Raw genomic sequence first — 11,659 nt, 5'->3', positions numbered from 1 at the left:
GCCGACTACGATCTGCCGGGCTCGGTGCTCGACATCCGCTTCGGCAACGGATCGTTCCCCGGACGCGAAGCCGACAGGCTGACCGCCGAGCGGCTCGTGCCGGTGGCCGCACCTGCGCTCGCCGGCGACGACGACTGGCCTTCCCTGCCGCTGCTTCTGGTCGCCGGCGCGCGCGAGATGTGGGCGGAATGGTTCGCCGCCGCTGGACTGGCTGGCCATCCCAGACGATCGCACCGCTTCGACAGTTTCGTCACCGCCATGGAGGCGGCGAGCGCCAGCGCCGGCGTGCTCTTGGGCTCGCGGCCGCTGGTCGATGCGGCGCTCGACAGCAAGACGCTGGTCAGGCTTTCCGACTATGAACTTTCCAGCACATCGGGGCATTTCCTGACCAAGGCGTCGACAGCACGCCTGACCGGAGCCGAACAGGATTTCCGCCAATGGCTGCTCCTGCGCCTCTCCGCGCCGGCATGACTGGTTATGAGATTGGCCCGATCCGCTTCCAGTAGATCAACGTGCCGGTCAGCCCGCCATGCGGCTTCAGGGCATAGTCCGGTATCTCACCGGCCAGCGTGAAGCCCAACCGCTCATAGAGGCCTGAGGCGCCCTCCTCGGTCGCCGTGTCCAGAACCAGCAGCGTGCGGCCCTTCTCCAGGGCGAGGCTCTCGGCGGCTCGCATCAGGCGCGTTCCCACACCCCTGCCCCGGTAATCGACTGATGTCATCAGCTTGGCGATCTCGGCCCGGTGCGGCTGGTTGGGCGGACAATCGAGCAGCAAGGTCACGGTGCCGACGAGGTTTTTGCCGTCCCAGGCGCCAAGCACCGATCTTTCGCCCCTTGCCGCCGCGGCCAGCGACTTCTCCCAGAACGTCCTTGCCGCCTGCGGCGCCAACGGATGCATGAAGCTGACCGAACCGCCGGCCGCCACCGTTGCGACCAGCAATTCGGCCAGCATGTCCTGCGTTTCGGCAGTCGGGTTCAGGGGTGCGATCTCGATCGAGTTCATGTGCAGGATATCCTGTGATTGCAATAGAAGCGGGCGCATTGCTGTCAGTCCAGACGGTGCGCGCGGCGTCGCTTTCGCGCCGCCTTGATGGCGCTGATGCGGTCGGCGTCTTCGTGCCCGAGATGCCGCCCGCGCTCGAGTATCTCGAGCGTGTACTCCTCATAGGTCAGGCCAAGCCGCTCGGCTCTGTCCATGCGCAGCAGCATCACCTCGTGGCTCGGCGCCTTCCACGCCTTGGCATGAGCGGCCTGCCAGGCAAGGAAGATGTAGGGATCGCCCTTGCCCCATGGCGGGCCCTTGTACTCATCGAGAGGCGGCCCCCCATTGTGGGAGCGCTTTGGTCTTCTTGCCATTGTGTCAGCCCCTGACCAGTGCGACGAGATAGTCGGCGCCGGGCTCGAGGGCGTGGAAGGTGCAGTCCGACGGCGCCCCGAGCGCCAGGCAGTCGCCTGATACAAGCTTGTGCACTGTCTCACCTTCGATGAATTCGAGCCGCCCGGAAATCAGCCATATCTGCTGCTTGATGAAGGCGTATGAAGCGGCCGGAAAACTGACCTTGGCGCCCGCCGGCAGATGCACCTTGATCAGTTCCAGCGGCATATCGCCAGCCGGCGAAAGATGCCGCCTGACATAGCCGGTGTCGGGATCGCGCCACACCGGCTGGTCGGCCTCGCGCAATATCCCGCCGCCCTGCAATTCCGCGCGCGCGATCAAGGTCGACAGCGTCATGCCGAAGGCCGACGCGATGCGCACCAGAAGCGCCGCCGTCGGGCTGGTCTTGCCCCGCTCGATCGTGCTGAGCATCGCCTTCGAGACGCCGGAATGCTCCGCGAGTTCGGCCAGGGACCAGTCGCGCACGGTCCTTTCGGCGTGTATCCTGCGGCCGATCGTCGAGGAAATGTCGTTCGCTATATCATCCATATGTCTATTATAGCGAAAAATAGATGCCGGAGAAGAGCCGGCTGGCGACAATTTTCACGAGCCCTTTAATGCTCTCTACACCATCCGACATCATCGGGCCTTAACCCCATTCGGGTAGGATCGATGCTCCAGGGAAATGGGGATTGGCCTGTCCATGTATGTCGAACGCGAAGCCTCCGTTGGAGAACCGACATCGCAGGAGCGCCGCGACGCAGAGCAGAGCGACAAGCGCATCCTCGGCAATGTCGTGCAATGCGATGGCGCGCGCGCCACCATCAGCGCCTATGCGAATGACGCCGACGGCGCGGTGACCGGCCTGTGGACGGTCGGCAAGATGATTTCCATCAATCTCGGATCGACGCGAACCGTCGGCCTGGTCTACGCAATCGGCAAGTCGGACCGCGCCTGGAGCAATGAGGGCCAGAACGCCATCGAGGTCAGCATCGAGCTGATCGGCGAAGTCCGTGACGGAGCAGAGCCCGGCGCCAAACCGGTCTTCGATCGGGGCATCACCACCTATCCGCATATCGGCGCCGTTGCGCATCGGATCCGCACCCGCGACCTGCAGGCGGTATATGACCTCGCCGGGCGTCATTCGATCACGATCGGCACGCTCGCGCAGGACGAGACGATCGCCGCCAACATCGCCATCGACGATACGCTGGCGCGTCACTTCGCCATTGTCGGCACGACCGGCGTCGGCAAATCCACCGCCGTCTCGCTGCTGCTGCGCAAGTCGATAGCGGCACGGCCGGATCTGCGCATCCTGATCCTCGATCCGCACAACGAGTTCGCTGCATCGCTGCCCGAATACTGCGTCAGGGTCGATTCCAAAACCTTGGATCTGCCGTTCTGGATGTTCAAGCTCGAGGAATTCGCCGAGGTGCTGTTCCGGGGCCGCGAGACCGAGCCGGAAGAAATCGACGCCTTGCGCGACCTTATCCCGGCCGCCAAGAATCTCTACCGCAACCCGAATTCGGGCTCCTATATCAGGCGCGGCAGCGATGCGTTGACCGCCGATACGCCGGTGCCTTACCGCATCGCCGACCTGCTCAAGCAGATCGATGAGCGCATGGGCATGCTCGAAAGCAAGACCGATCGCCCGACGCTCAAATCGCTGAAGACGCGCATCGAATCGGCGGCCGCCGATCCACGCTACCGCTTCATGTTCAACTCGCGCCTGATCGAGGACACCATCCACGAGACGATCGGCAACATCTTCCGCGTGCCGCATCATGGCCGCCCGGTAACCTGCTTCGAGATGGCCGGCATGCCGTCGGAAGTGGTCAATTCGGTCTGCTCGGTGCTGGCGCGCCTGGCCTTCGACCTCGCTCTGTGGAGCGAGGGCAAGCTGCAGCTCCTGTTTTTATGCGAAGAGGCGCACCGCTATATGCCGGCCGACCCGCGCCTCGGCTTCGCGCCGACAAGGCACGCGCTGTCGCGCATTGCCAAGGAAGGCCGCAAATATGGCTGCTATCTCGGCGTCGTCACCCAGCGCCCGGGCGAGCTCGACCCGACCATCCTTTCGCAATGCTCGACCTTCTTCGCCATGCGGCTTGCCAATGAGCAGGACCAGGCGATCATCCGCTCGGCGATTGCCGACTCTTCCGCCTCGACGCTTGCCTTCCTGTCCTCCATGGGCCAGCGCGAAGCCATCGCCTTCGGCGAAGGCGTGGCGACGACCATGCGGCTGAAGTTCGAAAAACTGCCGAGTGACCTGCTCCCCGGCACCGCAAAACGCGAAGAGGCCACGTCGAAGCCAGGCGACGATGTCGATCTGGTGGCGATCGTGGAACGACTGCGCAATGTGCCTAAATCAACGCAGCAGGCGATGGCCTTCGCCGAGGTCGTCGATTCAGGCCGCCAGGCCGGCGACCCCGACTACCGCAAGCCACCCGCCGCACGCGCGCCATCGGACGACGATTTCGACATGCGCTACGGCCTAAAGCCCGCAACCTTCGGCCTGCGCCCGCAAAACGATTAGGTCAGCAGCGCCAACTCCTCTGCCTTCTGACCGAGAAGCCGCGCCAAGCTTGCGCCCTTGCCCAGCCCGCTCGGATAAATCCCGTCAGGGAATTCGTCAGGCTGAGTCGGGTGGTGCTGTTTTCGAGAACCGAAGCGGAGCGGACGTTTGAGTCCGTGAGCACCGGAAGCGCAGAAAACGGCGCCAGACGGCCAGCCTCACGAATTCAGTGATGCGATTTCAGGCGCAGACGCGGTTGCGGCCCTGCCTCTTCGCCTCGTAAAGCTGGCGGTCGGCGCGGCGATAGAACTCTTCCGCTGTTTCCTTGCGGTCCCAGACGGCGAGCCCGACGCTGGTGGTGATCTTGAGGCGGACATTGCCCGACAGCACCGACATGTTGGCGATCGCCTTGCGGATGCGCTCGGCAAACTTGCCCAGAAGCTCGGCGTCCATGTTGGGCGTGACCACGGCGAACTCCTCGCCGCCCAATCGCGCCACCACATCGTGGTAGCGCGTCATGTCCTTGAGACAGTTCGCGACGGCCTTGAGCACTTCGTCGCCGACGTCATGGCCGTGGGTGTCGTTGACCTGCTTGAAATGGTCGAGATCGAGGATCATCAGCCCGACGGGCTTTTCGATGCGCCGGAATTCCTCGAGATACTCCTTCAGCGCATCATCGAAATAGCGCCGGTTCTGCATGCCGGTCAGGCCATCGGTCAGCGCCGCATGCTCGAATGTTTCCGAGCGCGCGCTGAGCGAGACCGTCATGGCGCGTAGCTTGCCTTCCTCCATCGCCTGTTTGCGGATCAGCGGATAGATGAAGAAGATGCCGAAGAACAGCGCGGTGGCCAGGAGCACGCCGGTCGCGAACAAGAGCTTGTTGAGATAGATGACCTTGTCCAGACCCGAAGCCGTATGCAACTCGTCGGCGAAGGATTGCAGAAGTCCGTAAGCATGCAGCGTCACCAGGCCGGCGGCCAGGATCACGAATATAAAGACGAAAAATGCTGATTCCGCCTTGTGGAAACGCATCTGCTCCCCGTTGGAAAGTGCCCACTGATCTTATGGCATGGGCGGGCTTACGGAGGGTTAATTTGGACAACCACCACGGGAACCGTTCCTTGCAGGTAAACTTTTCAGGTTGTATCGGAAGCAAGCGCTGAGATCGTGGTTTCCAGATCATCACCGGGGCGCAATCTCAGCCATTCCGGCCCCAATTGATGCCTGAACCAGGTGGTTTGCCGCTTGGAATATTGCCTGGTCGCGATCTTGGCGCGTTCGATTGCCTCGGGAAAGCCAATCTCTCCGGCCATCGCTGCCTGCAGTTCGCGAACGCCGATCGCTTTCATCGCCGGCAATTCGGGATCGAGGCCAAGTGCTGCAAGCCGCTTGACCTCGTCCAGCGCGCCCTTGTCCAGCATCTGGTCGAAGCGTTTGTCGATGCGAGCGACCAACGCCGCCCGATCCGGCTCGATCACGAAGAAACGTGCGCTTTCCCTGTCGATGAGCGGCTGGCCGCGTTCTGCCTGCCATTCCAGGATCGAACGGCCAGACGCATCGAGAACCTCCAATGCCCGCACGATGCGCTGGCTGTCGGTTGGCTTGAGCATCATGGCGGCCGCCGAATCCTCGCGCAGCAGCAGGCTGTGCAGCTTGACGGCGCCCTGCTCCTTCAACTCATAGCGCCAGCGGTCGCGGACCCGCTGCGGAATGTCGGGCATTTCCGAAATGCCCTCGGCCAGCGCGCGAAAGTAGAGCCCGGTGCCGCCGACAAAAATCACTGGCCGTTCGGAGAATGTGCCGTCCTCGATCAGCTTCATCACGTCGCGCAGCCAGGCGCCGGTGGAATAGGCGGTGGCCGGGTGGACATGGCCATAAAGATAATGCGGTGCGCGGGCGAGGTCGGCCGCCTCCGGCCGGGCGGTCAGCACGTCGAGCACCGAATAACCCTGCATGGAATCCGTGTTGACGATCACGCCACCCCTGCGCTCGGCCAGATCGAGCGCAAGCGCCGACTTGCCGCTGGCGGTCGGCCCGGCTATCAGGATCGCGTTCTTCACGCGGCCCTCGCCCGCCTGCCCGCCGGAATGTTTCATGCCGCTGATCGCCACCCTTGTTGCCCGTCCCACTGAGCGCGCTTTGTCGCTGTCGCTTGCGAATATGGCCTCACGGTCGGTCGGCGCAAGCGCTGTTGTCTGGCTGGCCGAAGGTATTGCCTGCGATCTCGTCCTGCCTGAGGCAGCCGACGACGCCGTCACGAGTGCCGTCTTGCGCACGGCACTTGCCAGCGAGGCCGTCGACGTGATCGTCCAGCAGGCGGAAACCCGCCGCAAGAAAATCCTGATCGCCGACATGGATTCAACCATGATCGACCAGGAATGCATCGACGAGCTGGCCGACGAGATCGGCGTCAAGGATCATGTTGCGGCCATCACCGCGCGATCCATGAATGGTGAGATCGCCTTCGAACCGGCTTTGCGTGAACGGGTGGCGTTGCTCAAGGGCCTCGACGCCGCCGTGGTCGATCGCATCGTCGCCAATCGCCTGACGCTGGCAGCGGGCGGCCGTGTTCTGGTCCGGACCATGCGCGCCAACGGCGCCTGGACGGCACTCGTGTCTGGCGGGTTCGAGGTCTTCACGACGCGCATCGCCGCCATGCTCGGTTTCCAGGAGAACCGCGCCAATCGCCTGCTCGAGCAGGACGGCCGCTTCACCGGGCTGGTCGGCGAACCGATCCTCGGCCGCGCCGCCAAGGCCGACGCGCTGATCGAAATTTCAGCGCGCCTCGGCCTGACGCCCGCCGACGCCATCGCCGTCGGCGACGGCGCCAATGATCTCGACATGATCCGCCTGGCCGGTACCGGTGTCGCGCTCCACGCCAAACCGACGGTGGCGGCACAGGCCAAGGTCCGCATCGATCATGGCGACCTGACCGCGCTGCTTTATGTGCAAGGCTACAGGCAGGAGGAGTTTGTGCAATGAAACCAATGCGCACCGAGCGCCTGATCCTGCGCAACTGGGAGGATCGCGACCGCGACCTGTTCCACCGCATAAACTCCGACGACCGGGTGATGGAGTTCTTTCCGTTCCGCCGCGACCGCGCCGAGGCGGATGCCAAGATGGATCAGTTCCGCGCCGCCATCGATCGCGACGGCATTGGCTTTGCGGCCGCAGAAATCGCCGCATCGGGCGAATGTATCGGTTTTGTCGGTATAACCGGAACCGATCACATGGACTTCCTGCCAGCCAGCATGATCGAGATCGGCTGGCGATTGGCGCCTGAATTCTGGGGCAGAGGTTACGTCACCGAGGCGGCTCAGGCATGGCTTGCCTACGGCTTCGAAACACTCGGCCTTGACGAAATCGTCTCCTTCGCCGTCGCGGAAAACCGCCGCTCCACCGCCGTCATGGAGCGCCTCGGCATGAGAGCCGATCCATCGGCCGACTTCGATCATCCCGGCATTCCCGACAGCCATCCCGCGCTCAAGCACCATGTATTCTACCGGCTGACTGCCCAGAACTGGCGAAAGAACCGTCGCTGATCAATGTCGATCAGGCGGAAGCTCATCGCCAGCTTGCGGAGGTCCGCCAGCAACCCGCTCAAGCATTTTTCCAAAATCGCCGGCGGACGCATCGCCCGCCCGACGACGCAGGAAATCCGCCGCCGTTTCCATTGCTCCAACCTTCTGCGCCACAGCCGAAGCGATCCACTGATTGAGCGACACGCCATCCGCCTTAGCCAAACGCGCGGCCGCCTCCTTTACCGACAGCGGGAGCTTCAAAGGATAAGTCGCTTTGCTCATGTTCGAAGTCCTTCCAGGAATTCAGCCGGGCTTACGACTTGGACGTCGAAACGGCCTGCCGCAGCCGCAAAATCCCGGCGATTGTAGGTCACCAAGGCATCTGCCCGGCCGTTGATCGCGGCTTCAAGCACCATTTCATCCTTCGGATCGCTCAATTGCGGGCGCCAGAGAAAGTGCAGTTCAACCGTTCTGCCAAGGTAGCAAAACCGGCAAGCAAACGATCCAGATCCGCATTCGACAATCCGTGAACCGCCATTTGCTCGGGTCGGGTCAACACGGTTTCATATTCAAGAAACAGCGCTGTCGTCACCAATGGGCGGATGTGCCGATCCGCGATTCGTTGCAAGACGGCAAACGACGCACCATTCCTGCTTCGCAAACCTGCCGTCAGAACGTTTGTGTCCAGTACGATCCGTCTCACAAGCTAAAATAGTACATCCCATGGGATGCTACAATATACCTGTCAGCTGGCGGATCTCAGTCCATCCGGATCGTCACGAACCTGAGCTCGCCGGTCTTCGAGGCCAGCATCAAGAGCGCATTCTTGCGCCCCTGTTCCTTCAAGGCGCCGATCCGGTCCATGACGTCCTTGGGCGTGGCGACCGATTCCTGCGCGATCTCGGTGATCACCTCGCCGGGCTGGATGCCGCGTTCGGCGGCGGCCGAGTCCTTGGTGACGTCGGTGATGACGACGCCCGAAACATCGGCCGCAATGCTGAACTTCTTGCGTGTCTCGTCGTTCAGTTCGCCGACCGTCATGCCGAGCACCGAAGCAGTGGAAACGGCCGGAGCCTTGTCGCCCTTGTCCTGGTCGGTGTTGCTGCCCTCCTCGCCGCTGGCGAGTTTTTCGCCATCCTCGAGCCGGCCGAGCGTCACCTTTACGGTCTGCTCGACACCCTTGCGCACGATGAGCACATCGACCGCCTTGCCAACCGGGCTTTCGGCGACGACGCGCGGCAGATCGCGCATCTCATGGATATCCTTGCCGTCGAACTTGATGACGACGTCGCCCGCCTGGATCGTGCCATTGTCGACCGGGCCGCCCTTGATCACGCCGGCAACCAGCGCGCCCCTGGCGGTCGCCATGCCGAGGCTTTCGGCGATGTCGTCGGTCACCGGCTGGATGCGCACGCCGAGCCAGCCGCGCCGCGTCTCGCCGAACTGGCGCAATTGGTCGACGACGCCGGACGCGAGCTGGGCGGGGATGGAAAAGCCGATGCCGATCGAACCGCCGGAAGGCGAAATGATCGCCGTGTTGATGCCGATGACTTCGCCGGCGCTGTTGAACAGCGGTCCGCCGGAATTGCCACGGTTGATCGCGGCATCGGTCTGGATGAAGTCGTCATAGGGGCCGGAATTGATGTCGCGGTTGCGGGCAGAGACGATGCCGACCGTGACCGTGCCGCCGAGGCCGAACGGATTGCCGATCGCCATCACCCAGTCGCCGACGCGCATCTTGGTGGAATCGCCGAACTTCACCGCCGTCAGCTTGTGGCCTTTCGGATCGACCTTGAGCACGGCGACATCGGTCTTGGTGTCGGTGCCGACCAGCGTCGCCTTCAAGGTGACACCATCGGAGAAATTGACCTCGATGTCGTCGGCATCGGCAATGACATGGTTGTTGGTGACGACGATGCCTTGCTCGGCATCGATGACGAAGCCGGAGCCCAGCGACTGCACCTTCTGCGAGCCGTTGTCCTTGTCACCGCCGCGGTTCTTGAAGAAATCGTCGAAGAAATCCTGGAAGGGCGACCCCTCGGGCAATTGCGGCATCGGCACCGCGCCCGGGCCTTCGGTGCCCTTGACCGTCTGCGAGGTCGATATGTTGACCACCGCGCCGAGCAGGCCTTGCGCCAGATCGGCGACCGAAGCGGGTCCATCGGCGGCAAATGTCGGCGTCACGAAGGACGGGACAGCGACTGCGCTGACAAGAAGTGCCGCCGCGCCGGCGATGAATGTCCGCCGAGCCGCGCACAGAATGGTATTGGATGTCATCGAGAAGCCTCCCGGTATCCTTGAAAAGAAAAGCGCTTCGACGAAAACGCCGCGTCACGCCATGTTGGCAAAAAATACGGCACGTTTGCGGCTATGACTATCGGCAGAGGATAAATCATCGCCGCCGTCATGCGCCCCGTACCAGCCAGACGATGCCGACGCCGATCACGATCGCCGCCAGTCCGGCGATCCGCAGCGCGTTCTCGGGCAGCGACAGCACTTCGGTGGCAAGTTTCCTGGCCAGGCCGGGAAAACCGCCATAGACCAGACCCTCTATGACAAGGACCAGGCCCATGGCGGCAAGAAAATCCTGCACCGGCCGCTACTGGCCGGTGCTGGGCTGTGCCGCCGGCGCGGCGGGTGCCGTCGCCGGAGCGTTTGGCGCAGGCGAAGCCGGCTTTGCCGGCCCCTCGCTGCCGTCGGGATTGCGGAAGAAGCGGAAGAACTCCGAGTTCGGCGACAGCACCATCGTCGTTCCGGTGTTGTCCAGCGCTGTGCCATAGGCATTCATCGACCGGTAGAAGTCGAAGAAGGCCGGATCGCGCTGATAGGCTCCCGCGAAGGTGGCGCTGCGCTGGGCCTCGCCCTCACCGCGCAGGATTTCCGACTCTTTTTGTGCTTCGGCGACGATCTCGACCACTTCGCGATCGGCGCGGGCGGTGATGCGCTGTGCCGCTTCATTGCCGCGTGCCCTCAGCCGCGCAGCTTCCGCCAGGCGTTCCGCCTTCATGCGGTCGAAGGTCTGCTGCGAGACTTCGGCCGTGAGATCCGTGCGGCGGATGCGGACATCCTCGATCTGCAGGCCGAGCGAGGTGGCGTCGGGCCTGAGCTGGTCGCGGACTTCGCGCATCATCACGGTGCGCTGTTCGGAAAGTGCGGCCTCGAAATCACGCAGACCGTAGACACGGCGCAAGGCAGCGTCGAGACGCGTCCTGAGCCGGGCTTCTGCCAGTTCGATCTGACCCGACACGGTGGAGCGGAAGACCCGCGGATCCGAGATGCGGTAGGCGATGAAGGCGTCGACCTCATAGAACTTGCCGCCTGACACCTGGACGCGGATGTTGTCGAGGTCGAAGCGCAGCACCCGGTTCTCGATCAGTTGCACGGTGTCGGCGTCGAAGAACGAGAACGGCGCCTTGAAGTAGATGCCGGGTTCGCTCTTGACGTCGACGATCTCGCCGAACCTGAGCACCAGCGCCTGCTGACGCGCATTGACCACGAAGACCGACGAATAGAGCAGGAACAGGATAACCGCTGCTGCGACGACGATGATGGGAAGACGGTTGGCCATCACTGGTTACCTCCCGTAACGCCACTGGGCGCAGCGGGCGCCGGCGCTTTCGGTTGCAGTGCCGGCAGCGGCAGATAGGGAACGACCCCTTGACCGTTGCCCTGCTCGACGATGACCTTGCTCGAATCCTTCAGAACCTTCTCCATGGTTTCCAGGTAGAGGCGCTTGCGCGTTACATCGGGCGCCTTGGCATATTCGTCATAGACCGAGATGAAGCGCTGTGCCTCACCCTCGGCTTCCTGCACGACCCGGTTCTTGTAGGCGGCCGCGTCTTCGCGGATCTGTGCGGCCTCGCCGCGCGCCTGGCCGAGCTTCTGGTTGGAGTACTGGTTGGCCTGCTCGACGAACTTGTCCTCGTCCTGCTCGGCGCGCTGCACCTCGTCGAACGCATCGGCCACTTCGCGTGGCGGTGCCGCATCCTCGATCGAGACGGCGTTGACGTTGAGACCGGCCTTGTAGCCGTCCAGCGTCGTCTGGATGATTTCACGCACCGAGGCGGCAATGCCCTGGCGGTCGTCGCGGAAGATGTCCTGCGCCGGCCGGCGACCGACGGCTTCACGCATGGCGCTTTCGGCTACCTGCCGCAGCATACCGTCGGGATCGGACACATCGAACAGATACGCGCTCGGGTCAGAGACCTGATAGGCGACCGAGAACTGGACGTTGACGATGTTCTGGTCGCC

The 11,659-nt window shown here is 63.2% G+C and carries 16 protein-coding genes; 4 read left to right on the top strand and 12 right to left on the bottom strand.

Going from position 1 to position 11,659, the window contains the following annotated elements; translation table 11 throughout:
• Positions 1-471, top strand: a 471-nt coding sequence (locus tag EOC06_RS42120) for a LysR substrate-binding domain-containing protein (RefSeq protein ID WP_245469442.1), incomplete at its 5' end; no start/stop codon positions are given.
• A 4-nt stretch (positions 472-475) separates the two neighbouring features.
• Here EOC06_RS42120 and EOC06_RS10035 read toward each other — a convergent pair.
• From EOC06_RS10035 to EOC06_RS10025, 3 genes are read right to left on the bottom strand one after another with little or no spacing between them, the layout of a single operon-like run.
• A complete protein-coding gene (locus tag EOC06_RS10035) occupies positions 476-1,003 on the bottom strand; it encodes a GNAT family N-acetyltransferase (RefSeq protein WP_127268619.1) in 528 nt (175 codons plus the stop codon).
• A 44-nt stretch (positions 1,004-1,047) separates the two neighbouring features.
• Positions 1,048-1,356 carry a hypothetical protein gene (locus tag EOC06_RS10030; protein WP_127268618.1) on the bottom strand — a complete coding sequence of 103 codons (309 nt, stop codon included), beginning with the start codon at positions 1,354-1,356 and terminating at the stop codon, positions 1,048-1,050.
• 4 nt (positions 1,357-1,360) lie between these two features.
• Positions 1,361-1,924, bottom strand: a complete 564-nt coding sequence (locus EOC06_RS10025; RefSeq protein WP_127272678.1) for a helix-turn-helix domain-containing protein — start codon at positions 1,922-1,924, stop codon at positions 1,361-1,363.
• A 154-nt stretch (positions 1,925-2,078) separates the two neighbouring features.
• Between EOC06_RS10025 and EOC06_RS10020 the strand changes: the two genes are divergently transcribed.
• On the top strand, positions 2,079-3,908 hold the full coding sequence (locus EOC06_RS10020; protein WP_128307651.1) for an ATP-binding protein: 1,830 nt from the start codon (positions 2,079-2,081) through the stop codon (positions 3,906-3,908).
• Between the two features lie 219 nt (positions 3,909-4,127).
• On the opposite strand, the gene EOC06_RS10015 is transcribed toward EOC06_RS10020, so the two are convergent.
• Positions 4,128-4,919, bottom strand: a complete 792-nt coding sequence (locus EOC06_RS10015) for a GGDEF domain-containing protein (RefSeq protein ID WP_127271965.1) — start codon at positions 4,917-4,919, stop codon at positions 4,128-4,130.
• Positions 4,920-5,023: 104 nt separating this feature from the next.
• Positions 5,024-5,992, bottom strand: coding sequence for a tRNA (adenosine(37)-N6)-dimethylallyltransferase MiaA (miaA, locus tag EOC06_RS10010; protein WP_128307653.1), 969 nt, complete (start codon positions 5,990-5,992; stop codon positions 5,024-5,026).
• On the opposite strand from miaA, the gene serB reads away from it, so the two are divergent.
• Both serB and EOC06_RS10000 read left to right on the top strand, forming a co-directional pair.
• Positions 5,982-6,869: a phosphoserine phosphatase SerB gene (serB, locus tag EOC06_RS10005; protein ID WP_128307650.1), complete on the top strand. Its 888-nt coding sequence runs from the start codon at positions 5,982-5,984 to the stop codon at positions 6,867-6,869. The two genes, miaA and serB, sit on opposite strands and share 11 nt — an antisense overlap.
• Positions 6,866-7,429, top strand: coding sequence for a GNAT family N-acetyltransferase (locus EOC06_RS10000; protein ID WP_128307649.1), 564 nt, complete (start codon positions 6,866-6,868; stop codon positions 7,427-7,429). The genes serB and EOC06_RS10000 overlap by 4 nt, the downstream gene beginning before the upstream one ends.
• On the opposite strand, the gene EOC06_RS09995 is transcribed toward EOC06_RS10000, so the two are convergent.
• From EOC06_RS09995 to hflK, 7 genes are all read right to left on the bottom strand, one after another.
• On the bottom strand, positions 7,430-7,690 hold the full coding sequence (locus EOC06_RS09995) for a pilus assembly protein HicB (protein WP_127328922.1): 261 nt from the start codon (positions 7,688-7,690) through the stop codon (positions 7,430-7,432).
• Positions 7,687-7,845: a putative toxin-antitoxin system toxin component, PIN family gene (locus EOC06_RS44800; RefSeq protein WP_281062044.1), complete on the bottom strand. Its 159-nt coding sequence runs from the start codon at positions 7,843-7,845 to the stop codon at positions 7,687-7,689. The genes EOC06_RS09995 and EOC06_RS44800 overlap by 4 nt, the downstream gene beginning before the upstream one ends.
• Complete coding sequence (locus EOC06_RS44795; RefSeq protein ID WP_281062043.1) at positions 7,842-8,111, bottom strand: putative toxin-antitoxin system toxin component, PIN family; 270 nt, start codon at positions 8,109-8,111, stop codon at positions 7,842-7,844. Before EOC06_RS44795 ends, EOC06_RS44800 begins: the two co-directional genes overlap by 4 nt.
• Positions 8,112-8,167: 56 nt before the next feature.
• Entirely contained in the window at positions 8,168-9,685 is a 1,518-nt protein-coding gene (locus tag EOC06_RS09985) for a DegQ family serine endoprotease (RefSeq protein ID WP_128307648.1), read from the bottom strand.
• Positions 9,686-9,812: 127 nt separating this feature from the next.
• On the bottom strand, positions 9,813-10,001 hold the full coding sequence (locus EOC06_RS09980) for a DUF2065 domain-containing protein (protein ID WP_023813072.1): 189 nt from the start codon (positions 9,999-10,001) through the stop codon (positions 9,813-9,815).
• 6 nt (positions 10,002-10,007) lie between these two features.
• Entirely contained in the window at positions 10,008-10,976 is a 969-nt protein-coding gene (gene hflC, locus EOC06_RS09975) for a protease modulator HflC (RefSeq protein WP_127271782.1), read from the bottom strand.
• The coding region (hflK, locus tag EOC06_RS42115; RefSeq protein ID WP_245469441.1) for an FtsH protease activity modulator HflK at positions 10,976-11,659 on the bottom strand (684 nt) is incomplete at its 5' end. The genes hflC and hflK, both read right to left, overlap by 1 nt.

The organism is Mesorhizobium sp. M7A.F.Ca.MR.362.00.0.0, assembly GCF_004023175.1.
In the GTDB taxonomy this organism is placed as follows: Bacteria; Pseudomonadota; Alphaproteobacteria; order Rhizobiales; family Rhizobiaceae; genus Mesorhizobium.
This window is presented reverse-complemented; position numbering and strand designations above follow the sequence as displayed.

Excerpts from the sequence above, each read along its gene's own strand:
- EOC06_RS10035 (WP_127268619.1), bottom strand. The coding sequence starts at position 1,003 with ATGAACTCGATCGAGATCGCACCCCTGAACCCGACTGCCGAAACGCAG.
- EOC06_RS10030 (WP_127268618.1), bottom strand. The coding sequence starts at position 1,356 with ATGGCAAGAAGACCAAAGCGCTCCCACAATGGGGGGCCGCCTCTCGAT.
- EOC06_RS10025 (WP_127272678.1), bottom strand. The coding sequence starts at position 1,924 with ATGGATGATATAGCGAACGACATTTCCTCGACGATCGGCCGCAGGATA.
- EOC06_RS10020 (WP_128307651.1), top strand. The coding sequence starts at position 2,079 with ATGTATGTCGAACGCGAAGCCTCCGTTGGAGAACCGACATCGCAGGAG.
- EOC06_RS10015 (WP_127271965.1), bottom strand. The coding sequence starts at position 4,919 with ATGCGTTTCCACAAGGCGGAATCAGCATTTTTCGTCTTTATATTCGTG.
- serB (WP_128307650.1), top strand. The coding sequence starts at position 5,982 with ATGCCGCTGATCGCCACCCTTGTTGCCCGTCCCACTGAGCGCGCTTTG.
- EOC06_RS10000 (WP_128307649.1), top strand. The coding sequence starts at position 6,866 with ATGAAACCAATGCGCACCGAGCGCCTGATCCTGCGCAACTGGGAGGAT.
- EOC06_RS09995 (WP_127328922.1), bottom strand. The coding sequence starts at position 7,690 with ATGAGCAAAGCGACTTATCCTTTGAAGCTCCCGCTGTCGGTAAAGGAG.
- EOC06_RS09985 (WP_128307648.1), bottom strand. The coding sequence starts at position 9,685 with ATGACATCCAATACCATTCTGTGCGCGGCTCGGCGGACATTCATCGCC.
- hflC (WP_127271782.1), bottom strand. The coding sequence starts at position 10,976 with ATGGCCAACCGTCTTCCCATCATCGTCGTCGCAGCAGCGGTTATCCTG.